This is a genomic window from Bradyrhizobium sp. DOA1 (assembly GCF_001593325.1).
Taxonomy (GTDB): Bacteria; Pseudomonadota; Alphaproteobacteria; order Rhizobiales; family Xanthobacteraceae; genus Bradyrhizobium.
This window is the reverse complement of the sequence record NZ_JXJM01000001.1, coordinates 6,170,522-6,193,239: the sequence shown is the minus strand read 5'-3', so window position 1 is coordinate 6,193,239 and position 22,718 is coordinate 6,170,522. Positions and strand designations below refer to the sequence as shown.

At 65.8% G+C, this 22,718-nt stretch carries 27 protein-coding genes; 18 read left to right on the top strand and 9 right to left on the bottom strand.

All coding sequences use genetic code 11. From position 1 onward, the window contains the following. Genes SE91_RS28610 through SE91_RS28600 form a run of 3 tightly spaced genes read right to left on the bottom strand, consistent with a single transcriptional unit; the run spans position 1 to position 2,576 of the window. Entirely contained in the window at positions 1-699 is a 699-nt protein-coding gene (locus SE91_RS28610) for a DUF1045 domain-containing protein (RefSeq protein ID WP_061850035.1), read from the bottom strand. An 18-nt stretch (positions 700-717) separates the two neighbouring features. Further along, entirely contained in the window at positions 718-1,911 is a 1,194-nt protein-coding gene (locus tag SE91_RS28605; RefSeq protein WP_061850034.1) for an alpha-D-ribose 1-methylphosphonate 5-triphosphate diphosphatase, read from the bottom strand. After that, positions 1,908-2,576 carry a transferase hexapeptide repeat family protein gene (locus tag SE91_RS28600; RefSeq protein WP_061850033.1) on the bottom strand — a complete coding sequence of 223 codons (669 nt, stop codon included), beginning with the start codon at positions 2,574-2,576 and terminating at the stop codon, positions 1,908-1,910. Before SE91_RS28600 ends, SE91_RS28605 begins: the two co-directional genes overlap by 4 nt. A 172-nt stretch (positions 2,577-2,748) precedes the next feature. Between SE91_RS28600 and phnC the strand changes: the two genes are divergently transcribed. The 4 genes from phnC (at position 2,749) to phnE (SE91_RS28580) (ending at position 6,356) form a co-directional block, all read left to right on the top strand. Then, positions 2,749-3,558 carry a phosphonate ABC transporter ATP-binding protein gene (gene phnC, locus SE91_RS28595; RefSeq protein ID WP_061850032.1) on the top strand — a complete coding sequence of 270 codons (810 nt, stop codon included), beginning with the start codon at positions 2,749-2,751 and terminating at the stop codon, positions 3,556-3,558. 60 nt (positions 3,559-3,618) lie between these two features. After that, positions 3,619-4,554 carry a phosphonate ABC transporter substrate-binding protein gene (gene phnD / locus SE91_RS28590; protein ID WP_061850031.1) on the top strand — a complete coding sequence of 312 codons (936 nt, stop codon included), beginning with the start codon at positions 3,619-3,621 and terminating at the stop codon, positions 4,552-4,554. 75 nt (positions 4,555-4,629) lie between these two features. After that, complete coding sequence (phnE, locus tag SE91_RS28585; protein WP_061850030.1) at positions 4,630-5,514, top strand: phosphonate ABC transporter, permease protein PhnE; 885 nt, start codon at positions 4,630-4,632, stop codon at positions 5,512-5,514. A 26-nt stretch (positions 5,515-5,540) separates the two neighbouring features. Then, complete coding sequence (gene phnE / locus SE91_RS28580; RefSeq protein WP_061851383.1) at positions 5,541-6,356, top strand: phosphonate ABC transporter, permease protein PhnE; 816 nt, start codon at positions 5,541-5,543, stop codon at positions 6,354-6,356. Between the two features lie 125 nt (positions 6,357-6,481). Here the strand turns inward: phnE (SE91_RS28580) and phnF are convergent, their stop codons facing one another. Next, complete coding sequence (gene phnF, locus SE91_RS28575; protein ID WP_061850029.1) at positions 6,482-7,210, bottom strand: phosphonate metabolism transcriptional regulator PhnF; 729 nt, start codon at positions 7,208-7,210, stop codon at positions 6,482-6,484. Between the two features lie 157 nt (positions 7,211-7,367). Here phnF and phnG point away from each other — a divergent pair, with 157 nt between their 5' ends. Genes phnG through SE91_RS28530 form a run of 9 tightly spaced genes read left to right on the top strand, consistent with a single transcriptional unit; the run spans position 7,368 to position 14,284 of the window. Beyond that, positions 7,368-7,781: a phosphonate C-P lyase system protein PhnG gene (gene phnG, locus SE91_RS28570; RefSeq protein ID WP_061851382.1), complete on the top strand. Its 414-nt coding sequence runs from the start codon at positions 7,368-7,370 to the stop codon at positions 7,779-7,781. Positions 7,782-7,785: 4 nt separating this feature from the next. Then, on the top strand, positions 7,786-8,394 hold the full coding sequence (gene phnH, locus SE91_RS28565; protein WP_061850028.1) for a phosphonate C-P lyase system protein PhnH: 609 nt from the start codon (positions 7,786-7,788) through the stop codon (positions 8,392-8,394). A 4-nt stretch (positions 8,395-8,398) separates the two neighbouring features. After that, on the top strand, positions 8,399-9,502 hold the full coding sequence (locus SE91_RS28560; RefSeq protein WP_061850027.1) for a carbon-phosphorus lyase complex subunit: 1,104 nt from the start codon (positions 8,399-8,401) through the stop codon (positions 9,500-9,502). After that, positions 9,499-10,389: an alpha-D-ribose 1-methylphosphonate 5-phosphate C-P-lyase PhnJ gene (locus SE91_RS28555; RefSeq protein WP_060734693.1), complete on the top strand. Its 891-nt coding sequence runs from the start codon at positions 9,499-9,501 to the stop codon at positions 10,387-10,389. The genes SE91_RS28560 and SE91_RS28555 overlap by 4 nt, the downstream gene beginning before the upstream one ends. Next, positions 10,382-11,173 carry a phosphonate C-P lyase system protein PhnK gene (gene phnK, locus SE91_RS28550; RefSeq protein ID WP_061850026.1) on the top strand — a complete coding sequence of 264 codons (792 nt, stop codon included), beginning with the start codon at positions 10,382-10,384 and terminating at the stop codon, positions 11,171-11,173. The genes SE91_RS28555 and phnK overlap by 8 nt, the downstream gene beginning before the upstream one ends. A gap of 22 nt (positions 11,174-11,195) precedes the next feature. After that, a complete protein-coding gene (gene phnL / locus SE91_RS28545) occupies positions 11,196-11,894 on the top strand; it encodes a phosphonate C-P lyase system protein PhnL (protein WP_060734695.1) in 699 nt (232 codons plus the stop codon). A gap of 5 nt (positions 11,895-11,899) precedes the next feature. After that, positions 11,900-13,057 carry an alpha-D-ribose 1-methylphosphonate 5-triphosphate diphosphatase gene (locus SE91_RS28540; protein ID WP_144441131.1) on the top strand — a complete coding sequence of 386 codons (1,158 nt, stop codon included), beginning with the start codon at positions 11,900-11,902 and terminating at the stop codon, positions 13,055-13,057. After that, positions 13,054-13,650, top strand: a complete 597-nt coding sequence (gene phnN, locus SE91_RS28535) for a phosphonate metabolism protein/1,5-bisphosphokinase (PRPP-forming) PhnN (RefSeq protein ID WP_061850025.1) — start codon at positions 13,054-13,056, stop codon at positions 13,648-13,650. The genes SE91_RS28540 and phnN overlap by 4 nt, the downstream gene beginning before the upstream one ends. A 22-nt stretch (positions 13,651-13,672) precedes the next feature. Further along, entirely contained in the window at positions 13,673-14,284 is a 612-nt protein-coding gene (locus tag SE91_RS28530) for a pyridoxamine 5'-phosphate oxidase family protein (protein WP_061850024.1), read from the top strand. A gap of 123 nt (positions 14,285-14,407) precedes the next feature. Here SE91_RS28530 and SE91_RS28525 read toward each other — a convergent pair whose 3' ends face one another. Continuing rightward, positions 14,408-15,139, bottom strand: coding sequence for an SDR family NAD(P)-dependent oxidoreductase (locus SE91_RS28525; protein WP_061850023.1), 732 nt, complete (start codon positions 15,137-15,139; stop codon positions 14,408-14,410). Between the two features lie 395 nt (positions 15,140-15,534). Here SE91_RS28525 and SE91_RS28520 point away from each other — a divergent pair, with 395 nt between their 5' ends. Then, positions 15,535-15,738, top strand: a complete 204-nt coding sequence (locus SE91_RS28520) for a hypothetical protein (RefSeq protein WP_061850022.1) — start codon at positions 15,535-15,537, stop codon at positions 15,736-15,738. Here the strand turns inward: SE91_RS28520 and SE91_RS28515 are convergent, their stop codons facing one another. From SE91_RS28515 to SE91_RS28500, 4 genes are all read right to left on the bottom strand, one after another. Next, positions 15,739-16,242: a DUF6496 domain-containing protein gene (locus SE91_RS28515; protein ID WP_061850021.1), complete on the bottom strand. Its 504-nt coding sequence runs from the start codon at positions 16,240-16,242 to the stop codon at positions 15,739-15,741. It abuts the gene before it with no gap. A gap of 71 nt (positions 16,243-16,313) precedes the next feature. Next, positions 16,314-17,096 carry an alpha/beta fold hydrolase gene (locus SE91_RS28510; protein ID WP_061850020.1) on the bottom strand — a complete coding sequence of 261 codons (783 nt, stop codon included), beginning with the start codon at positions 17,094-17,096 and terminating at the stop codon, positions 16,314-16,316. A 3-nt stretch (positions 17,097-17,099) separates the two neighbouring features. Further along, positions 17,100-18,395, bottom strand: coding sequence for an O-acetylhomoserine aminocarboxypropyltransferase (locus SE91_RS28505; RefSeq protein ID WP_061850019.1), 1,296 nt, complete (start codon positions 18,393-18,395; stop codon positions 17,100-17,102). Between the two features lie 81 nt (positions 18,396-18,476). After that, the gene (locus SE91_RS28500; RefSeq protein WP_060734700.1) at positions 18,477-19,268 is read right to left on the bottom strand and encodes an IclR family transcriptional regulator; all 792 of its coding nucleotides are present in this window, start codon (positions 19,266-19,268) and stop codon (positions 18,477-18,479) included. A gap of 128 nt (positions 19,269-19,396) precedes the next feature. Here SE91_RS28500 and SE91_RS28495 point away from each other — a divergent pair, with 128 nt between their 5' ends. Genes SE91_RS28495 through hpaH form a run of 4 tightly spaced genes read left to right on the top strand, consistent with a single transcriptional unit; the run spans position 19,397 to position 22,706 of the window. Beyond that, positions 19,397-20,362, top strand: coding sequence for a Bug family tripartite tricarboxylate transporter substrate binding protein (locus SE91_RS28495; RefSeq protein ID WP_061850018.1), 966 nt, complete (start codon positions 19,397-19,399; stop codon positions 20,360-20,362). Positions 20,363-20,365: 3 nt separating this feature from the next. Beyond that, positions 20,366-20,983 carry a flavin reductase family protein gene (locus tag SE91_RS28490; protein WP_061850017.1) on the top strand — a complete coding sequence of 206 codons (618 nt, stop codon included), beginning with the start codon at positions 20,366-20,368 and terminating at the stop codon, positions 20,981-20,983. 55 nt (positions 20,984-21,038) lie between these two features. Then, positions 21,039-21,899 carry a fumarylacetoacetate hydrolase family protein gene (locus SE91_RS28485; RefSeq protein ID WP_061850016.1) on the top strand — a complete coding sequence of 287 codons (861 nt, stop codon included), beginning with the start codon at positions 21,039-21,041 and terminating at the stop codon, positions 21,897-21,899. A gap of 3 nt (positions 21,900-21,902) precedes the next feature. Further along, a complete protein-coding gene (gene hpaH, locus SE91_RS28480) occupies positions 21,903-22,706 on the top strand; it encodes a 2-oxo-hept-4-ene-1,7-dioate hydratase (RefSeq protein WP_061850015.1) in 804 nt (267 codons plus the stop codon). The last annotated feature ends 12 nt before the right edge of the window (positions 22,707-22,718 follow it).

Below are 22,718 nucleotides of genomic sequence, written 5' to 3'. Positions count from 1 at the left end.
CTACCGCGTCAACGCCCACTCACCGATGATGCGGAAGCGAGCCTTGGCATCGTCCTGCTTGAACAGCGCGAGCCGGTCGATCTCAAGTGCATCAAGCCCCAGCGCTGCAAACCGTCGCCGCAGCATTTCCAATATCGGCCCGCGTCGCGCGGCGTCCAGCCGCCCGGTCAGCGTCATGTGGAAGCAGAATTCTTCCATCACATAAGGATAGCCCCAGCGGTCGAGATGGTCGCGCTGCTGTTCGCTCAGCTTATCGGGCTTGCGCCGCGCGCGGTCCTCCGCCGTGAGCGCGGCGCGGAACGAATCGAACGCGCGGACGCAATCGGCGGCGAGCCCTTGCAGCGCATCGAGCGGTTCGGCCGGAATGACGGCGATGAAGCCGCTGATGGAATCGACGATCGGCCGGATCGTCGGGATCGGCCGCGGCGTGCCGGCGAAGGCCGCGCAGGCGGCCGCGAGCTCGGCTTCGGTCCGGCCAGGCGCGAGCGCCATTGGCGCTTTCAATGTAGCGTGGAAGCCGTATTTGCGGGGGTCGGCGGTGACGTCGCGCCAATCCGGCGCGATATCCAGTGCCTGACGCGGAAACGGCAGCTCGTCGCCGGTGTAGGCATCATATCCGAGCAGCTCGGCTCCGAAGCGGGAGAGGGCGCTGTCAGAGCCGGCGGCAAAATAGATCGCGTAGCGGGGAAAACCTGTCATCACCTCAGCATAGCCAATTTAGGCCGCGGCGACAGCCTCGCGCGGCGTTGCCACCGCTGCGAGCAGCCGCGTCGCATCGGTGAGGTGCACGAGCTTGCCACCCGAGATCACCGCGACGAGCCGCGGTCGCAGCGCCACGCTGTCGTCGACGAGCAGGATGTCGGCGCGGCGTCCCTCGGCGAGCACGCCGCGATCGGTGAGGCCGGCCGCGCGCGCGGGGCCGGCGGAGACCAAGTCCCACGCTTCCGTCAGCGGCAGCACGCCGTCGGCGGCGAGGCGGAATGCGGCGAGCAGCTGTGCAGGATAATAATAGTCCGACGCCAGCGCCGAGCAGAGACCCTTGGCGATCATGTCCGACGCCTTGGTCCAGCCGGTGTGGCTGCCGCCGCGCACGACGTTCGGCGCGCCGTAGACGATGGCATCGCCGTGGCTTGCGGCTGCTCGCGCCGTCTTCTCATTGATCGGAAACTCGGCGATCAATGCGCCGAGCTCGCGAAACTCCTGACGCATCGCCGGCGTCGCATCGTCGTGCGAGAGCATCCGCACCCCCGTCGCGCGAGCCGTCGCGGCCAGTCGCGCTACCGAGGCCGGCACGTCGCCAGCCCGCGCGACCACGCGCCCGACGAGCCGGTCGAAATCCTCGCTCGAAAGGCCGGTGCGCTCGACCATGCGGTTGCGCTTGCGGGGCTTGGCCATGTCGGCGACGGTGCCGTCCATGTGGTCGTTGAAGGCGAACAGGTCGACGCGGCCTTCGGCGAGCCACTGGCTGATCTCGGCTTCGGCGTCGAGATTGTAGGTCTCGTGGCGCAGGTGGAAGCGGGTGTCGGCGGCGAATTGCGGGCGCTGTCGCTCGATCGCCTCCATCAGGCCGCGCGCATTGTCGGCGCTGCGCAGGCCCGGTTCCCACGAGCAGGTCGTGGCGTGAAACACGGTGGTGATGCCGTTGCTGATCGCCTGGCGGTCACTGTCGGCGAGCGCGACGTCAATCGGAAAGTGGACGCCGGCGCGCGGCATCATCTGGCGCTCGAAGGCATCGCCATGCAGATCGACGATGCCGGGGAGCACGAGCAGGTTGCGCGCATCGATCGCCAGCCGCGAACGGCCGCGGGAGCCATCGATCTCTGCAATGTCCGCTCCGGACACGAGGAGGGAGGTTTCGACGAGCTCGGCGCCGATCAGGGCCCGGCCGCCTTCAAGGAATATCTCTGTCACGCGACCGCGCTTCGTTTGTTGGGAGAACCGGGGAAGGAGCTCGCCTGTGCTTCGTATGTCGCCAGGAAATCTTCAATCCCGAGCTTGCGGAAATCAGGCAGCGCTTTGCGCAATTTGTCGTGATCCCAGTCCCACCAGGCCAGCTTCGCGAGCCGTCCGGAAATCTCCTCCGAGAACCGCCGCCGCACGATACGGGCGGGATTGCCGGCGACGATGGTGTAGGCCGGTACGTCCTTGGTGACGATGGCGCCGGCCGCGATCACCGCACCGGTGCCGATGTTGCGGCCCGGCAGCACGATCGCGCCATGGCCGATCCAGACGTCATGGCCGATATGGACGTGATGCTGGCGCCGCCAGGCGAAGAATTCGGCGTCGTCGCTCTCGCCCTCGAAATAGGCGCTGGATCGGTAGGTGAAATGCGCCTGCGTCGCGCGGTGCATCGGATGATTGCCGGGGTTGATGCGCGTCATCGCCGCGATCGAGCAGAACTTTCCGATGGTGGCGTAGGTGATCTGAGCATCGTTGACGACATAGGAGTAATCACCCATCGCCACTTCATGCAGGATGGTGCGCGCGCCGACCTCGGTATAGGCGCCGAGCCTCGTCTCGTGCAGTGTGGCCGAAGGGTCGATGGTCGGCTGAATCGAAAGAGCTTTGGCGGCCATATCGTATCCAAGGCGTGGGCGGAGCGTTCCTCTTCGAGCGGTTTGATGACGATATCATGACGTAGCGATGACAGGGGATGAGCTGTGTAGGATCGCCGCACCGCAACGCTGATGTCACACAAGTGTCAAGCGCCGGCGTTAGCGGTGGGCCCCAGCTACTCTGGAGCCCTGCATGCTGGTGGTTGAAGGTCTGACGTGCCGCTTCGGCGCAAAAGCCGCGGTGGACGACGCTTCGTTTCAAATCTCTCCCGGCGGTTTCGTCGGTGTGATCGGACGTTCCGGTGCCGGCAAATCGACGCTGCTCCGGGCCGTCAACCGCCTGGTGACCCCGACACAGGGCAAGATCCTGTTCGACGGTCTCGACGTCACCGCGCTGCGCGGCAAGGAGCTGCGTCAGTGGCGGGCGCGTTCGGCGATGATCTTCCAGCAATTCAACCTGGTCGGCCGGCTCGATGTCCTGACCAACGTCCTGATGGGGCGCCTCGCCACGATGCCGGCCTGGCGCTCGCTCTCGCAGATCTGGCCTGAGCAGGACAAGGCGCTGGCGATGTCCGCGCTGGAGCAGTTCGACATCGCGACGCTCGCCGCACAGCGCGCCGACCAGCTCTCCGGCGGTCAGCAGCAGCGCGTCGCGATCGCCCGAGCCCTGGTGCAGCAGCCCGACATCATCCTCGCCGACGAGCCGATCGCCTCGCTCGATCCGCGCAACACCAAGATCGTGATGGATGCGCTGCTGCGCATCAACAAGCATTTCGGCATCACGGTGCTCTGCAACCTGCATTCGCTCGATCTCGCCCGCGGCTATTGCGACCGCCTGATCGGCATGGCCGCGGGCCGCGTGGTGTTCGACGGCGCACCGTCCGCGCTGACCGACCGCGTGGCGCGCGAGCTGTACGATCTCGAAGCCGCCGACGTCATGGGCGGCGCGCCTGTCCCGGCGCCCGAGGGCGTTCCGGCACTCGGAACGGCTGCGGCTGCCTGAGCCGTGTTGCGTTGCAAGTTTTTGCGTCAACCGACCCCAACTGATGATGAAGAGGGTACCATGTTCACTCGTAGATTAGTCCTCGCCGGCGCCGCTGCGCTCGCTTTCACGGCCTCCGCCTCGGCAAGCGACTGGAAGGCCAAATATCCCGAGCTGACCTTCGCGGTCGTCCCGGCCGAGAACGCCTCCGGCGTGACGGAGCGCTGGGCGCCGTTCGTCAGCTATCTCTCAAAGGAACTGGGCGTGAAGGTCACGCTGCGCATTGCCAACGACTACGCCGCCGTCATCGAAGGCCAGCGCGCCGGCAACATCCAGATCGCGAGCTACGGCTCGGCCTCGTTCGCCCGCGCCCGCCTGACCGGCGTCAAGACCGACGCCTTCGCCAACGACATTAACGCCGACGGCTCGACCGGCTATTACTCGGTGTTCTTCGTCAAGGCAGGCAGCGCCTACAAGAAGATCGACGACCTCAAGGGCAAGAACCTCGGCCTCGTCGACCCCAACTCAACCTCCGGCAACAACGTGCCGCGCTTCGAGCTCGACAAATTGGGCATCCACGACGCCGACACCTATTTCAGCAAGGTCGTCTTCACCGGCAGCCACGAGAACGCGATGCTGGCCCTGGCGCAGGGCACGGTCGACGTCGCCGCCAACCAGTGGACCAGCGACAACGATTCCACGCTGGCGCAGATGCTGACCAAGGGCATGCTGAAGAATGCCGACGGCTCGCCGATGAAGAAGGACGATTTCCGCATCGTCCACAAATCGGCGCCGATCATCAACGGACCCTATGCCTATAATTCCGATCTGCCCGATGACGCCAAGGCCGCCATCGCCAAAGCCTTCTTCGATGCGCCGACCAAGGACAAGGCCGCGTTCGACCGTCTCTCCGACGGCCAGAAGAAGGGCTTCCATGCCGCCACGACCAAGGATTGGGACGGCACGATCGAGCTGATCAAGTTCGTCGACGCGCTGCGCAAGAAGAAGGCGTCCTGATCTCAGGACGATGCAACTGGAGCCGGGTCGATGGGCCCGGCTCTTTCTCTTTTTTGCGAGCCAATTCCTGACAAGATGACCGTCGCGGTTTCGATCCTTCCCGAGCAGCAGCTCGGCGTGCTCAACGCGGCCTACCGGCAAGCGGTCGCGCGCAGGCGGTGGCGTATCCTGCTTGGAACCGTGGTCTTTGCCGCCGCGCTCCTCCTCGCCGCAGTCGGCGCCGAAGTGAATCTGCGCACGCTGTTCACTTATTTCGGCAACTTCGTCAGCTATTTCGACCGCATCCTCACGCTCGACAGCGGCCAGCGGGTCTGGACCGATGTCGGCGAGTGGCTGTGGGGCTGGCGCAAATGGCTGAAGATGCTGGCCGAGACGCTACTAATCTCCTATGTCGGCACGCTGATCGGCGCGACCTTCGCCTTCATCCTGAACTTCTTCGCGGCCGAGAACACCTCGCCGGCGCCCTGGCTGCGCTTCGTAGTGCGGCGTCTGCTCGAATTCGCCCGCACCGTTCCCGGCATCGTGTTCGCGCTCGTCTTCGTCATCGCCTTCGGGCTCGGTCCGATGGCCGGCGTGCTCGCGATCGCCATCCACTCCACCGGTGCGCTCGGCAAGCTGTTCTCCGAGATCGTCGAGAATGCCGACATGAAGCCGGTCGAGGGCATCCGCTCCACCGGCGCGAGCTGGCTCGCCTGCATGCGCTTCGCCGTGGTGCCGCAGGTGACCGCGGGCTATGCCAGCTATGCGCTGCTGCGCTTCGAGATCAACGTCCGCGAGGCCTCGGTGATGGGCTTCGTCGGTGCCGGCGGCATCGGCCAGGAGCTCGTCGTCGCCATCCGCAAATTCTACTACTCCGACGTCAGCGCGATCCTGCTCACCATCATCGTCACGGTCTTCGTCATCGACATCACCACCGGCTGGCTGCGCGGCCGCCTGTTCGGCAAGGAGGCGCGGGCGTGACGAAGCAGGAGGTCGACACGCGAGAGATGCGTGCGCGCTACCCTGATGTGTTCGACCGGCCCGCCTCGGCGCGGCTGGCGATGCCGGCGATGATCGTGGCGGCGTTCGCGATCCTCGTCTATGGCCTGGTCGATCTCGACTTCTCGCCGTCACGCTTCGTCGCCGGCCTCAGCCAGCTCGGCTGGATCGGCCTGATGATGATCCCGCCGGATCCCGGCTCCTCGCTGCCGGTCTACCTGAAGGCGCTGGGCGAGACGCTGTCGATCGCGCTGCTCGGCACCACGCTCGCCGCCATCTTCGCGCTCCCCGTCAGTCTGCTCGCCGCGCGTAACGTGGTGGCGTCGAAAATCCTGCGTTTCCCCGTCCGCCGTGTCCTCGATTCGATCCGCGGCGTCGACACGCTGATCTGGGCGCTGGTCTGGATCAACGTGGTCGGGCTCGGCCCGTTCGCCGGCGTGCTCGCCATTGCGGTCGCGGATTTCGGCGCATTCGGCAAGCTGTTCTCGGAGGCGATCGAAGGCGCCGACCAGAAGCAGGTCGAAGGCATCCGGGCCTCCGGCGGCAGCGCACTGCACGAGATCCGCTTCGGCCTGTTGCCGCAGGTTCTGCCGGTGATCGCAGGCCAGGTGCTCTATTTCATCGAATCCAACACCCGCTCGGCCACCATCATCGGCATCGTCGGCGCGGGCGGCATCGGCCTCCAGCTCGCCGAGCAGATCCGCGTGCTCGAATGGCAGAAGGTGTCGTTCCTGATCCTGATGATTCTGGTCGCGGTCGCCGCGATCGATTTCATCTCGAGCAAGCTGCGCTTCGCGATCATCGGAAAGCGCGCGGTGGCGTGATCGACGGTGCCGTAGGGTGGGCAAAGCGCAGCGTGCCCACCGCTTTTGCGATCGAGAATGATCGTGGGCACGGCGCTGTCGCGCCTTTGCCCACCCTACGGCTCCCGTGTCGTGGATAGAATCCCCTACGACTCCACCAGAAACTCCACCCGCTCCGCCGCGAAGCGCGAATGCTTGGTCACCAGCGGCTTGCCGTCGAGATCGTGGTCGGTCGCATCGACCACCAGGATCGGACGGCCCAGCGCGAGATCCAGCCGTGCGGCGTCGGTCGCGTCGACGATGCCGGCCGTGATCCGCGTCGCGCCGCGGCGGTAGTCGCGAATGCCGAAGTGCTCCAGCAGCTTGGTCATGGAGCGCCTCGCCGCAAACACCGTGCCGGCGTCCGGAAACCGCTCCGCTGACAGCCATGTGGTGGAGACGCAGATCGGCGTGCGGTCGGCGAGGCGGATCGCCTCGATCCGCACCAGCGGCGCGCCGGTCTTCAATCCGAGTTCCCGCGCGAGTTCGCGGGTGGCGACGTCGCCGGTCGTCTCGATCAGCCGGCCATGCGGCTCGCGTCCCTCGGCGCCGACGATCTCGGAAAAGCGCGTGCGCGAGCGCAGCGGATAGGCGAGCTTCTGCGCCTCGACATAGGTCCCGCTGCCGCGTTCGGCCCGCACCAGGCCGCGCTCGGCAAGCGCCGCCAGCGCGCGCCGCACTGTGTGGCGGTTCACGCGATAGGTTTCCGCGATCTCCACTTCGCCCGGCAGCTTGTCGCCGGCGGCAAAGCGGCCATCGGCGATGCCGCGCTCGATGCCGTCGGCAACGAGGCGCCACAACGCAACGCCCGACGATGCAGTGTCTTGCATGCTCATATCGCTGGTCAGCCTAGCCCGAAAATCACGGCTTTGTCACGAAACAGTCATGGCGCTCCCGTATGAAGTTGTCTAGTATCATAGACAACTTCATGGCGGCAAGATCGGTGAGGCGGTGACCCAGCACAACAACCAGCAAGCCCAGCGCAAGGCCGCGATGGCCGTGCTGGCGCACGCGGAGGCGGGCGAGATCGCCGCCCGCCTCCGCAACTTGGCCCTGCCGGAGCATCAGGATCTGCGCGCACCGGAAAACGGTCTCGTCATGCTGCGCGGCCGAATCGGCGGCGACGGTGCGCCGTTCAACCTCGGCGAAGCCACCGTGTCGCGCGCTGCGGTGCGGCTCGCCAGCGGCGAGGTCGGCTTCGGCTACACGCTCGGCCGCGACGGTGAAAAGGCGCGGCTGATCGCGCTGTGCGATGCGCTGGTGCAATCCGGTGATTTCGGCTCGGCTGTCGAGCGCGCCGTTATCGCCCCGTTGCGCGAGCAGCTTATGATTCGCCGCGAACAGGCCGCGGCCGAGACCGCCGCGACGAAGGTTGATTTCTACACCATGGTGCGCGGTGAGGGCTGAGATCATGACCACGATTGCGGAACTGCCGCCAGGTTTCGCCGACAAGGTGTTGTCGGCGCAGTCGACCTTTCGTTCGGTGATGGACGCGATGGCGCGGCCGGGTTCGGTCCAGCGCATCGTGCCGATGGCGGGAGCGCCCGCGGCGATGATGCGCGGTACGGCCGCGATCGCGCTGACGCTGTTCGATCACGACACGCCGCTCTGGCTCGATGCGCGCATGGCGGAAAGCTCCGACGTTGTGAAATGGCTCAAGTTCCACACCGGTGCGCCGGTGGTGCATGACACCTCGATCGCGAGCTTCGCCTTGATGAGTGACGGCGCGGCGCTGCCCCCGCTCGAGCGTTTCGCGCTCGGCACCAGCGAATATCCCGATCGCTCGACCACCTTGATCCTGCAGGTTGACGGTCTGGATTCCGGCCGCAGCTTCGAGCTGCGTGGCCCTGGCATCGACGGTGTTGCGACGTTGCAGGCGTCGATCAAGCCGTTCGATCTGTTCGAGCGCCTGAGCATGAACGAGGCGCTGTTTCCACGCGGCATCGACGTGGTGCTGGTCGCCGATGATGCCGTGGTCGCGATCCCCCGCACCACGCGCGTCGTGAGCAAGGGAAGCTGAAAGCATGTATGTCGCAGTCAAAGGCGGCGAACGCGCCATCGAGAACGCCCATCGCCTGCTTGCAAACGCCCGGCGGGGAGACCCCAGTGTTCCCGAAGTCACGCTTGACCAAATCTCGGAGCAGCTTGGCCTTGCCGTCGACCGCGTCATGAGCGAAGGCTCGCTCTATGACCGCGAGCTCGGCGCTCTCGCCATCAAGCAGGCGCGCGGCGATCTGATCGAGGCGATCTTTCTGGTCCGCGCGTTCCGCGCCACGCTGCCGCGCTTCGGCGCCAGCGAGCCGGTCGACACCGGCGCGATGCGGGTGCAGCGGCGGGTGTCCTCGACATTCAAGGATATCCCCGGCGGCCAGATCCTCGGGCCGACCTTCGACTATACCCATCGCCTGCTCGATCCCTCGCTCGCCGAAGGCTTCGTGCCGGAGGCGCCGGCGACGGCCGAAGCCTCCACCGCGGCGACGCCGCGCGTGACGGATATACTCGGTCGCGACGGGCTGATCGAATCCTCGCCGCAGGCCGAGGAGGGCTCCAGCGTCGGCGATCTCACCCGCGAGCCGCTCAACTTTCCGGCGGATCGCGACCTGCGCCTGCAAAATCTGGCGCGCGGCGACGAAGGATTTCTGCTGGCGATGGGCTATTCCACCCAGCGCGGCTATGGCCGCAACCATCCCTTCGCCGGTGAGATCCGGTTCGGCGAGGTCGAGGTCGAATTCTTCGCCGAAGACGTCGGCTTCGCCGTGCCGCTTGGCTCAATCGAGCTGACCGAGTGCCAGATGGTCAACCAGTTCAAGGGCTCGGTGACGGAAGCGCCGTGCTTCACCCGCGGCTATGGCCTCGCCTTCGGCCAGAGCGAGCGCAAGACCATGTCGATGGCGCTGGTCGACCGCGCGCTGCGTGCCCGCGAGCTCGGTGAAGAGGCACTCGCCCCGGCGCAAGACGAAGAATTCGTGATGTCGCATTCGGACAACGTGCAGGCGACCGGCTTCGTCGAGCATCTCAAGCTGCCGCACTATGTCGACTTCCAGTCTGAGCTCGGCCTGCTTCGCAAGTTGCGGAAGGAATTTGCCGAAGCCAATGCGCCCGATGCCATGAAGGAGGCCGCGGAATGAACGCGCCTGCCTATAATTTCGCCTATCTCGACGAGCAGACCAAGCGGATGATCCGCCGCGCGATCCTGAAAGCGATCGCGATCCCCGGCTATCAGGTGCCATTCGCCAGCCGCGAAATGCCGATGCCCTATGGCTGGGGCACCGGTGGCGTGCAGGTCACGGCCGCGATCCTCGGTCCTGACGATGTGCTGAAAGTGATCGACCAGGGCTCCGACGACACGACCAACGCGATCTCGATCCGCAAGTTCTTTGCCAAGACTGCGGGCGTTGCCACGACCACGGCGACGAATGATGCGACCGTGATCCAGACCCGCCACCGCATTCCCGAGGCGGAGCTGAACGCGAATCAGGTGTTGGTCTATCAGGTGCCGATCCCCGAGCCCTTGCGCTTTCTCGAGCCGCGCGAGACCGAGACGCGGCGCATGCATGCGCTGGCCGAATACGGGCTGATGCATGTGAAGCTCTATGAGGATATCGCGCGGTTCGGTCATATCGCGACCGCCTATGCCTATCCTGTCAAGGTGAACGCACGTTACGTGATGGACCCGTCGCCGACGCCGAAATTCGACAATCCCAAGATGGACAATTGCGCGGCGCTGCAGCTGTTCGGCGCCGGCCGCGAGAAGCGCATCTATGCGATCCCGCCTTACACGCAGGTGGTGTCGCTCGATTTCGAGGACCACCCGTTCGAGCCCTACCGCTTCAACGCGCCTTGCGCGCTGTGCGCGGCGGAGAACTCCTATCTCGACGAGATCGTCACCGACGACAAGGGCGGCCGCATGTTCGTGTGCTCCGACACTGATTATTGCGAGGGCCGCCAGGCCGCCGGCCATCACGGCAGCCTCAGCGCCGCGCCGTACAAGGAGAAGGCGGGCTCCCATGGTTGATGCGCTTGAGAATGATCAGCCGCTTCTGATCGCGGACAAGCTCAGCAAGTCGTTCGGACGCATCGCAGCCTGTCGCGACGTGTCGTTCTCGCTCTATCCCGGCGAGGTGCTCGCGATCGTCGGCGAGTCCGGCTCGGGTAAGTCGACGCTGCTGCAAATGCTGTCGGGCCAGCTCGCCCCGAGCGCAGGTCACGTCTCCTACCGGATGCGCGATGGCATCACCCGCGATCTCACGACGCTGGGCGAGGCCGAGCGGCGCTTCCTGTTCCGCACCGATTGGGGCTATGTGCACCAGGATCCTGCACAGGGCCTGCGCATGGCGGTCTCCGCCGGCGCCAATGTCGGCGAGCGGCTGATGGCCGTGGGGTGGAACCACTACGGCCGCATCCGCGACACCGCGTCGGACTGGCTAACCCGCGTCGAGATCGACGTCGCGCGCATCGACGATGCGCCGCGGACATATTCCGGCGGCATGCGCCAGCGCCTCCAGATCGCGCGTAATCTCGTCACGGAGCCACGGTTGGTGTTCATGGACGAGCCGACGGGCGGGCTCGATGTCTCGGTTCAGGCCCGCCTGCTCGACCTCCTGCGCGGCCTGGTCGCGGAGCTGCACCTCGCCGTCATCATCGTCACGCACGACCTCGCGGTCGCGCGTCTGTTGTCGCACCGTGTGATGGTGATGAAGGGCGGCCGCGTCATCGAGACCGGCCTCACCGATCAGGTGCTCGACGATCCTCGCGAGCCCTATACCCAGCTCCTCGTCTCCTCGATCCTGCCGCCATGAACTTTCCCAGATGAGTGTTCCGATGACTGCCATGATCGACGTCACTGATGCCCGAAAGACCTTCACGATGCACCTGCAGGGTGGCATCGAGCTGCCCGTCGTCAGCGGCGTGACCTTTCACGTCAATCCAGGTGAATGCGTCGTTCTGTCGGGCCCTTCGGGCGCCGGCAAATCGTCGATCCTGAAGATGATCTTCGGCAATTACCGCTGTGACTCGGGGCGCATCGGCATCCGCCATCGCGGCGCGGTGATCGACCTCGCCAGTGCCGAGCCGCGGCAGGTGCTCAACGTCCGCCGCTCTACCATCGGCTATGTCAGCCAGTTCTTGCGCGCCGTGCCGCGGGTAGCCACGATCGACGTCGTGGCCGAGCCCTTGATCGTGAATGGCATGTCGCGGGCCGATGCGCAGGCCCGCGCCGGCAACCTGCTTCATCGTCTCAACATCCCCGAGCGCCTCTGGCAACTGCCGCCCGCGACCTTCTCGGGCGGCGAGCAGCAGCGCGTCAACATCGCGCGCGGCTTCATCTCGGACCTGCCGATCCTGCTGCTGGACGAGCCGACCGCTTCGCTCGACGCCGCCAACCGCGCCGTCGTGGTCGAGCTGGTCGCCGAAAAGAAACGTCAGGGTGTCGCCATGGTTGCCATTGTCCATGACGACGAAATCCGTCATCTGATTGCGGACCGCATCGTCGACGTCACCAGCTTCGCCGCCGCGGCCTGAGGAAAATGGACATGAACGCCAAGGACATTGTCATCGCAAATGCCAGGGTCGTGCTCGCCGACCGGGTGATCGAGCAGGGCTGGCTCGCGCTCGTCGGTGGCCGCATCGCCGAGATCGGCGAGGGTAGGGCGCCCGCCGGCGCCGAGGATGCCGGCGGCGATCTGGTCATGCCGGGCCTGATCGAGCTCCACACCGATCATCTCGAAGCGCACTATGTGCCGCGTCCGAAGGTGTTCTGGAATCCGGTCGCGGCCGTCATCTCCTATGACGGCCAGCTCGCCACATCGGGCATCACCACGGTGTTCGATTCGCTCCGGGTCTGGCGCGAGGACGGCGCCGAGGAGGTCGATGGTCGTTCGGGCGTGCTTGCCGCCGCGATCACGACCGCGCGCGATGCCAATTTGTTGCGCGCCGATCACTTCCTGCATCTGCGCTGCGAGATCCCGATGCCGAGCGTGGTCGAGGAAGCCAAGGAGCTGATCGACCGACCCGACGTCAAGCTGATGTCGCTGATGGATCACACCCCCGGCCAGCGCCAGTTCCGCGACGAGGTGAAGTTGCGCGACTATTACCGCGGCAAGGGCGGCGGCAAGACCGACGCCGAGCTCGACGAGCTGTTCGCCAAGCGCTTCGAGTATCAGAAGCAATATGCCGCAGCCAACATGCGCGAGATCGTGGCGCTGGCGCAGGCGTACAAGATCCCGCTTGCCAGCCACGACGACACCACCGAGGAGAACGTCGCGGACGCCGTGCGCGACGGCGTCGCGGTGGCGGAATTCCCGACCACGCTGGAAGCCGCGCGCGGCCTGCATCAGGCCGGCATCGACATCCTGATGGGCGCGCCCAACGTCGTGCGCGGCGGTTCGCACTCCGGCAACATCGCCGCGGTCGATCTCGCCCGCGAAGGCCTGCTCGACATCCTGTCGTCTGACTACATCCCGTCGAGCCTGCTGATGGGGGCGCTGCAGCTGCCCGAGCACGTGCCGGCGATCAGCCTTCCCGCCGCGATCCGCACCGTGACGAAGGCGCCCGCCGATGCCGTCGGCCTCACCGACCGCGGCGAGATCGCGATGGGCAAGCGCGCCGATCTGATCCGCGTGCATGTCGCCGGCAGCGTTCCCGTGGTCCGCAGCGTCTGGCGGGAAGGACACCGCGTCGCATGAGCGAGACCGCCGCCACGGCGCAGGATGCAGCAGGCGGGATCGGTTCCGGCCGGCTCGTGCTCGTGGTCGGCCCCAGCGGTGCCGGCAAGGACACGCTGCTGCGGTTGGCACGGGCGGCGTGCGTCGACGACCACGACATCGTCTTTCCGCGCCGGATCGTCACGCGCGAAGCCTCCGCCGACGAGGACAACGTCGCGGTGGCGCCCCAAGAATTCCGCCGCGCGCGGGAGCACGGCGATTTCGCCATGCATTGGGAAGCACACGGGCATTCCTACGCCTTGCCGGCCCAGATCAACGACGATATCCGCGCCGGACGCACGGTCGTGGTCAACGTTTCGCGCACCGTGCTTGGTGCCCTGCGCCAGGCCTATGCCAACGTCGTCGTAGTCGCGATCACGGCGCCGCCTGACGTGCTGGCGGCGCGGCTTGCCGCGCGGAGGCGCAACAGCGACGGCGACATTGCCGAGCGTCTCACCCGGAGCATCGACGACGCCTCGGCGCATGCCGATATCACCATCCTCAATGCGGGCAGCGCGGAGTATCACGGCCGCCAGCTCCTGCGCGTGATCAGGAACGAAGGCTGGCAGGAATAGCCGGCGCAACCAGGAGAATGGAATGTCGGTGATCGAAACGGTCGAGCAGCTGGAAGCCATTTACGGTGCCACCAATGACGCGTCGACCGTGAAAGTCGCCGATCATGTCACGCCGCTCTACCGCGTCTTCATCGAGAAGGCGCCATTTGCTGCGCTTGCCACCATCGGTCCTGAAGGCATCGATTGCTCGCCGCGTGGCGATCTGCCCGGCTTCGTCCGCATCCACGATCCCAAGACATTGATGCTGCCGGACCGCCGCGGCAACAACCGCGTCGATTCCTTGCGCAACATTGTGCGCGATCCCAGGGTGTCGCTGATGTTCCTGATTCCCGGCTCCGGCAACGCCGTCCGCGCCAACGGCCGCGCGCATCTGTCGATCGACTCCGATCTGCTGGCCTCGTTCAAGGTCCAAGGCAAGGCGCCGCGCAGCGTCATGGTGATGCGTGTGGACGAGATTTACTTCCAATGCGCCCGCGCCATCGTCCGCTCCGATCTCTGGAATCCGGACAAGCGCGTCGATCCGAAGACGCTGCCGACGCCGGGCCAGATCCTTGCCGAGATGAGCGACAACAAGGTCGGCGGCGCGGAGTATGATCGGATCTGGCCGGAGCGAGCGGCCGCGACGATGTGGTGAGTGTTAGCGCTCTCGATCTGCAACTGATCGGTCATGCCCGGGCTTGTCCCGGGCATCCACGTTCTTCGCACCACCTGAAAGGCGTGGATGGCCGGGACAAGCCCGGCCATGACGGTGTAACCTCTAATTAAACGCCATCCCGCCGCTCAGCGCGACGGTCTGCCCGGTCATGTAGGCATTGTCGATGAGCAGCATCACGGCCTTCGCCACCTCGTCCGCCGTGCCGAAGCGGCCGAGCGGGATGCGGCTTACGAGCTGTGTCTGTCCGCTCATCATGTCGGTCTCGATCAGCGACGGCGCCACCGCGTTGACCGTGATGCCGTCCTTCACCAGCCGCGCCGCATAGCCTCGCGTGAGGCCCTCCAGCCCGGCCTTGGATGCGTTGTAGTGCGGGCCGATAGACCCCGCGCCGCGCGCGGCTCCGGAAGAAATGTTGACGATGCGACCCCATTTCCGCGCGCGCATCGAGGGCAGAACTCGTTGCGTGCACAGGAAGGCGGATTTCAGATTGACCAGGATGGTGCGGTCAAAATCGTCCTCGGTGAGATCCTCGACGCCGCGCGTGATGGCGATGCCGGCATTGTTGACGAGGATGTCGATCGGCCCGAGCCCGCCCGCCACGCGTTCGATCATGCCGGCCACGGCCTCGGCTTGTGAGACGTCGGCGGCGACGACGATGGCGCGGCCGCCATGCTGGACGATTTCGCCCGCAAGCTGCTCGGCTTGGCCGATCTGTTCGCGGCAGTTGATCGCCACCGCAGCGCCTGATGTCGCCAGCGCGCGACAGACGGCTGCGCCAATCCCGCGCGAGCCGCCGGTCACGAGCGCGGTGCGTCCCTTCAGATCATGCGTCATCGCTGGACCTCCCGGTTCTTCAGTTCTGTGGCCGCTGGAATCCTATCATGCCGGCTGCGGTCCGGGGTTGAACTCATCGCGAGATGAATCCGGCTGCCGGTGCTCGCCGCAGGAGAAGCGCTCCAGCGCCGTCAGGGCAAATATGGACAGCCATTTCATTGACCAACCAGGCCGATCGCACGATATTCGCGGCATCGAAACTGCTCCTCGAGCCCCCAAGCCGCGATATGAGAACCGATCACCAGCGCAATCAGAACGACATGCATGCCTGCATGGTGCGGCGCTGTTTCTCGGCGGCAACCGGCGCCTGTTGTTGTTGCTGACCGCCTCCTAGCAGCCTCCCAGCATCGTACAATCCAAGCCAGGAACGCCGAGACTTCGGCGAATGAGCAGCCATGTCCCACGCGCAATCGAATGCCTACATCATCGAGATTCACGACCGAGCCGCTGGCATCATCACGAGAGAAGAGCGCGGTTTCCGCTTCTTCTCCTCCGAGCGCCTGTTCGACAGCCTCGAAGGCCGACAGTTCCGTTCGGCGCGCGAAGCTGAGCGCGCCGCCCGTGCGGTGTTCGCGGAGCGGGGCCGGCGTCTGAGCTGATCAGCCCTTGCGGCGCGCTCTGGTGCGTGCCGCCTTCTTGGCGGCGGCGGAGCGGACTTTGGCGCCCTTGGTGTGGCTGGCTTTCCGCGCCGCGGCCGATCGCGATGCGGCCGACCGGCGGCTTGCGGCGCTCTTGGCCTGCTTTGACAGCGCGCTGCGGGACGCGGTCGAGCGCGGCTCCTTCTTCAGAACGCTCTCCACGGCACGTGATACGCGAGGCCGTCGTTTGGGGGTGCGTTTGCCCTGCCCGACCTCATAGGCATATTTGGCGCTGCGGCGTGTCGACTTCTTGGTCTTTCCCTTGCGCGGCGGCGGCAGATCGACGCCGGCACGGCGCGCTTCGGAGAGGCCGATGGCAATGGCCTGTTTGGTCGAGCGCGCGCCGTGTTTGCCTTTCCTGATCTTGTCAATCTGGTCCTTGACGAATTCGCCGGCCTGCGTGCTCGCCGATTTGCCGGCGCGCTTGTCCTGTTTGGCTTTGCGGATGATCTCTTGTCTTGGCATGGGTCGAGTTCCCCTTCTTCGAGTTGAGAGGGATATCTGACCGCAACGCGCAAGGCACAGGATCGATCCGCTCAGTTCCTCAGCGCTGCCAGTAACTCATCCGGACGCTCGGCCATGATCATGTGGCCGGCGCCTGATACCACGACGGTCTTGGCATGCGGGATTGCGGCCGCGAGGGCCTTGCCCGCCTTGGCTGGCGTCATCATGTCCCGTTCTCCAAGAATGAGCGTCGTCGGGACCTTTACGCTCGCGGCGGCTTGCAGCGCATTCGCATAGGCGTTGCAGGCGGACAGATCCCTAAAGAGCACGCCCGGCCCGCAAGCCTTCAGCACGGCCTGCGCGCCACCATGCATCCACAGGCCCGGCGCGAGGCTGCCGCCGAGTTCGGCGTTGAAGCCGAGGCCCCAGATCGAGACCATGTCGTTGGCATCCTGCGAGTTGGCCTCGGCCGCCTTCAACAGATCCGGGCCGACCGTCATCGTGGCAGCAGTGCCGATCAAGCTCAGCGCCGAGACCTTGTCCGGATGGCGGGCCGCCGTCTCCAGCGAGATCAGCGATCCCATGGAATGGCCGATCAGGTGCGCCTTTGCGCTTCCCGCCGCATCCAGCAGCGCGGCGGTCCAGTCGGCCATCTCGGCGATATCAGACAGCGACGGTCCCGCCGAGCGGCCATGGCCGGGCAGATCAGGCGCCAGTACGCCAAAGCCGTGATGGGCGAACCAGCGCGTGTGCAGCGCCCAGGTCGAATGATCGAAGCCGGCGCCGTGGATGAAGACGACCGTGGGCAGCGACTTGTCGAAGTCGCGGCCGCCGGTTGCGGCGAACACCTCGGTGCCGTTGACGGAGAGCTTCATGGCTTAAACCTTCTGCGAGATGCGGAGCGCCTGAGCGAGATCGTCGATGATGTCGCTTGCCGTCTCGATGCCGACCGAGAGCCGCACCAGCTCCTCGCCGATGCCGGCGGCCTTGAGCTGCTCTGCATTCATCTGCTGATGCGTGGTCGAAGCGGGATGGATCACCAGCGTCTTGGCGTCGCCGACATTGGCGAGATGGCTGATCATGCGCAGCTGCTCGATGAATTTGCGGCCCGCGGGCCGGCCGCCCTTGATGCCGAACGAGACGATCGAGCCCGCGCCGCGCGGCAGCAATTGCTTGGCGAGCTGATAGTCGGTGTGATCCTCCAGCGACGGATGCAACACCCAGTCGACGGCCTTGTTGGCTTTCAACGCCTCCAGCACGAGGTGCGTGTTCTGCATGTGTCGGTCCATGCGCACGCCGAGCGTCTCGACGCCCTGGAGCAGCTGGAACGCGTTGGTCGGCGACAGGCAGGCGCCGAAATCGCGCAAGCCTTCGGTGCGCGCCCGCATGATGAAGGCGGCGGTGCCGAACTGCTCGTCGAAAACGATGCCGTGATAGCCGCCATAGGGCTCGGTCAGCACGCCGAATTTGCCGGACCCGCGCCAGTCGAACCGGCCGCCATCAATGATGGCGCCGCCGATCGCGATGCCGTGGCCGCCGATCCACTTGGTCGCCGAATGCATGACGATGTCGGCCCCGAGCTCGATCGGGCGGCTGAGATAGGGCGTGGCGAAGGTGTTGTCGATCAGCAGCGGAATCTTCGCCTCATGCGCGATCGCCGCGACCTTGGGAATGTCGAGCACTTCCAGCCCGGGATTGCCGATGGTCTCGCCGATCACGAGCCTGGTGTTCGGCTTGATCGCGGCGCGGAACGCGTCGAGGTCGCGCGGCTTGACGAAGGTCGTGGTGATGCCGAAGCGCGGCAGCGTGTGCGCCAAGAGGTTGATGGTGCCGCCATAGAGCGAGCTCGACGCCACGATGTGGTCGCCGGCATTGAGCAGCGTCGCGATGGCCAGATGCAGCGCGGCCATGCCGCTGGCGGTGCAGATCGCGCCGACGCCGCCCTCCAGAGCCGCAAGCCGCTCCTCCAGCACACCAGTGGTCGGATTGGAGATGCGCGTATAGATGTGTCCGGCACGCTCCAAATTGAACAGCGCGGCGGCGTGATCGGAATCCTGGAACACGTAGGAGGTGGTCTGGTAGATCGGCACCGCGCGGGCGCCGGTTGCGGGATCCGGATGCTGGCCCGCATGCAGGCTCAGGGTCTCGAAGGCAGGCGGTTTCGGCGCGGGCATGCGTGGCCTCGTTGGTCGATCGGTGGAGGTGGTTCTTGTGCCACAAAATTGCACGCGGCGTCAGCCCATTGACAGCGCCGCCTAACCGCCGATCGCCTGCTCGATGATCCGCGCCTCGCGCAGTAATATCTCGGCGACCTCCTGCTCGCGGCGCGGGCCGAGCCTCGTGCGAACGGCGGAGACCGTCATCGCCGCCGCCGGCTGGCCGTCCGCCGTCTTGATCCAGGTCGAGATCGATTTCGTGCCCTGCACGAGGCCGATCTCCCGCTTGCCGTAGCCCAGCCGTCTTGCGGCCGTCACCTCGCCCATCACCGTCGCCACATCGGTCCGGTAGGCCTCGAACCTCTTCTCGTTCGCCGCGACGATCTTGCGCGCGTCCTGTGCCGGCATCGCGGCGAGGATCGCAACACCCGCGCTGGAGACGCCGAGCGGCCGGCGCGCGCCGACCTCGATCGACAGCACCTGGATCGGATAGACCCCGATCCTGCGGTCGACGCACAGCGTGTCGTTGCCGGTGCGCACCGTCAGGAACAGCGTGTCGCCGATCTCGGAGGAGGCGCGCCGCAGCGATGGATTGGCGGCAACCAACAGCCGCGACGGCCGCGGACGCGCGAGCGCCAGCTCCGGCACCTGGTTGCCGATCGCATAGCGGCCGGTCCGCTCGTGCCGCTCGACGATGCCTTCCTCGATCAGCACGTGGACGATGCGATGCACGGTCGGGCGGGTGAGGCCGGTGGCCCGGACCACTTCGGCCAGGGGAACGCCGTCCTCGCGCCCTGCGGCCAAAATGCGCAGCACGGCGAGCGCGCGGCGGATCGCCTGCGCGCCCTCGCGCGGTTCTGTTGCATTGCGAGCGAGTGCCGTTCTGTCCATAATATGGACAAGAACGCCACAATTCTCTCGACAGAACAAGCACGCATTTGAAGATTGCGCCGAGGTTGGATTGCCCCGCACGACGTCAGGGCACCGAAGGAATTTGGAAGCGCTGCTGGGAGGTTAACATGAGATTAATCTGGATTGGCATTGCCGCCGTGGCGGCGATGCTGGCGGGGCCCGCCTCTGGCCAGGAATGGCCGGCGCGCAACGTCAAGCTGATCGTGCCCTATCCGGCCGGCGGCAATGTCGACAGCGCGGCGCGCATCATCGCCGACAAGCTCCAGGAAAAGCTCGGCCAGCCCTTCGTCATCGAGAACAAGGCCGGCGCCGGCGGCATGATCGCGGGCGAGGCCTTCGCGAAATCCGCGCCCGACGGCTACACGCTGTTCGTCGGCGCCAACGGCCCGGTGCTGTTCGCGACCGAGATCAACAAGCGCGAAGCCTATAATTGGAAGAAGGATTTCCTGCCGATCTCGACGATCTCGATGACGCCGCTGGTGCTCGAGGTGCATCCCTCGGTACAGGCGACGAGCTTCAAGGAATTCATCGACCTCGCCAAGCGCGAGCCCGGCAAGCTGACCATGGCCTCGCCCGGTCCCGGCACCACCAACCATCTGCTCAGCGAGCTGATGCAGTCGAATCTCGGGTTGCAATGGGTCACCGCGCATTACCGCGGCAACGCGCCGGCGATCAACGATCTGCTCGGCGGCCAGGTGCAGTTCGCATTCGACCAGCTCACGGTCAGCCTCCAGCACATCAAGGCCGGCCTGTTCCGTCCGCTCGCGGTCACCAGCCCGCATCGCCTGAAATCACTGCCCGACGTGCCGACCTTCGCCGAGCTCGGCTACAAGGATTTCGACGGCCAGACTTTCACCGGCCTGTTCGCGCCCGCGGGTACGCCGGCACCAATTGTCGACAAGCTGCACACGACGCTGGTCGCGATCCTCAAGGACCCGGCCATTGCCGACAAGTTCGAGAAGCTCGGCGGCGAGGCGACCGCGATGACGCCCGACGAGTTCAAGGCCTACCTCGTGCGCGAGGACGCCAAGTGGATTCCGGTCGTGCGCAAGGCCAATATCAGGGCTGATTGATCGATGCGGATCGATCCCACCGAGCTCGGCGCGGAGCGCATCTACCGGCTGATGACCGGCATCGTGGTGCCGCGCCCGATCGCGTGGGTCACCAGCCTGTCGCGCAGCGGCGTGCTCAACCTCGCGCCGTTCAGCGCCTTCACCTTCGTCTCGCAGAAGCCGCCGATGCTCGCCATCAGCGTCGGCCGCAAGGGCGCCGACTACAAGGACACCGCGCACAACATCCTCGATACCGAGGAATATGTAATCCACATCGCCGATACGCCGCTGATGAATGCGGTGCACGACTCATCGATCGAGCATCCGCCTGAAATCAGCGAGGTCGAGCATCTCGGTCTGGAGACGCTGCCCTGCGAGCGCATCAAGGTGCCCAGGCTCGCCGCAGCACCCGTTGCGATGGAATGCCGTTTTCGGCAGTGCCTCGAATTCGGCGATGCCAAGAGCCGGCTCATCGTCGGCGAGGTCGTTATGTTCCATCTGCGCGACCGCCTCGTGAATGACGGCAAGGTCGAGACCAAAGCGCTCGACCCGATCGCGCGCATCGGCGGCCCGCGCTACGCCCGGCTCGGCGAGATCGTGACACTCAACACCGTGTTCCAGACTCCCAAATCGAAAGATTGAGTGCGCGGGCCGGTCATCCCGCCCAGCCGCCTCGAGATCATCGGAGGAAATGACTATGCGACTGCTGAGCTATCTCCTGGACGGAGCGCCGCGCTACGGCGCCGCCGTCGACGGCGGCGTGGTCGATCTGACCAGGCGCATCGGCCGCGACTATTCGGATGTGAAGGCATTGATTGCGGCCAACGCGCTTGCCTATGTGCAGGAAGCGGTGGCCGGGCAGAAGCCGGACCACGCACTGGACAAGCTCGTCCTGCTGCCGCCGGTGCTGGCGCCGGAAAAGCTCTGGTGCATCGGCGTCAACTACGCCGAGCGCAATGCAGAATACAAAGACAATTCGGACCTGCCCAAATATCCCAGCCTGTTCGTGCGCAGCATGTCCTCGATGACCGGCTCGGGCCAGCCGCTCGAGAAGCCCAAGGTTTCCGATCAGCTCGACTATGAAGGCGAGCTCGTCATCGTGATCGGGCAGGGCGGCCGCCACATCCCGCGTGAGCAAGCGTGGTCGCACATCTTCGGCATGACGCTGTGCAACGAGGGCACGATCCGCGACTGGCTGCGCCACGGCAAGTTCAACGTCACGCAGGGCAAGAATTTCGACCGCTCCGGCAGCATCGGCCCGTGGATCGTCACGTCGGACGAGCTCGATCCGCGCGGTCCGCACGACATCGTCACGCGCGTCAACGGCGAGGTGCGGCAGCAGGACACCACCGAGCGGCTGATGTTCCCGTTCGATTTCCTCATCTCTTATCTCTCGACCTTCGCGACGCTGAAGCCCGGCGACATGATCGTGACGGGCACGCCGACCGGGGCGGGCGCTCGCTTCGATCCGCCGCGCTGGCTCAAGGCGGGTGACGTCGTCGAGGTCGAGTCGAGCCGCATCGGCGTGCTGCGCAACACCGTTGCCGCGGAGCAATAGACGATGCTGGATGCCGCCACGATCGAACGGCTTGCCGCGCGCCTTGACGCGGCCGAGCGCACGAAATCGCTGATCCCGATGTTCACGAAGGAATATCCCGATTTCAGCATCGAGGATGCCTACGCCGTCCAGCGTGCCTGGACCAAGCTCCAGCTCGGCCGCGGACGTGTCATCAAGGGACACAAGATCGGCCTGACCTCCAAGGCGATGCAGAACGCGGTGGGCATCAACGAGCCCGATTACGGCGTGCTGTTCGCCGACATGTTCTACGCCGATGCGACGCCGATCCCGTTCGGCCGCTTTCACGCGCCGCGGATCGAGGTCGAGCTCGCCTTCGTGCTGAAGGCGCCGCTGCGCGGGCCCGACTGCACCATCTTCGACGTGCTCAACGCCACCGACTACGTCACCCCCGCTCTGGAGATCCTGGAGACGCGCATGCACCGCGTCGACCCCGAGACCGGCAGGACCCGCAAGGTGATGGACACGATCTCGGACAACGCGGCGAATGCCGCGCTGGTGCTCGGCGGCCGGCCCTTCCGTCCCCTGGATGCGGATTTGCGCTGGATCGGCGCGCTCTTGTTCCGCAACGGCGAAGTCGAGGAAACCGGGCTTGCCGCGGGCGTGCTCAATCATCCCGCCAACGGCATCGCCTGGCTCGCCAATCGCCTCGCGCCGCACGACGAGCATCTCGCCGCCGGCGAGGTGGTGCTGGCGGGGTCGTTCACGCGTCCGGTCGACATCCGCCGCGGCGACACCTTCCATGCCGACTACGGCGCGTTCGGCTCGGTGTCGTGCCAGTTCGTCTGAAGCAACAACAAG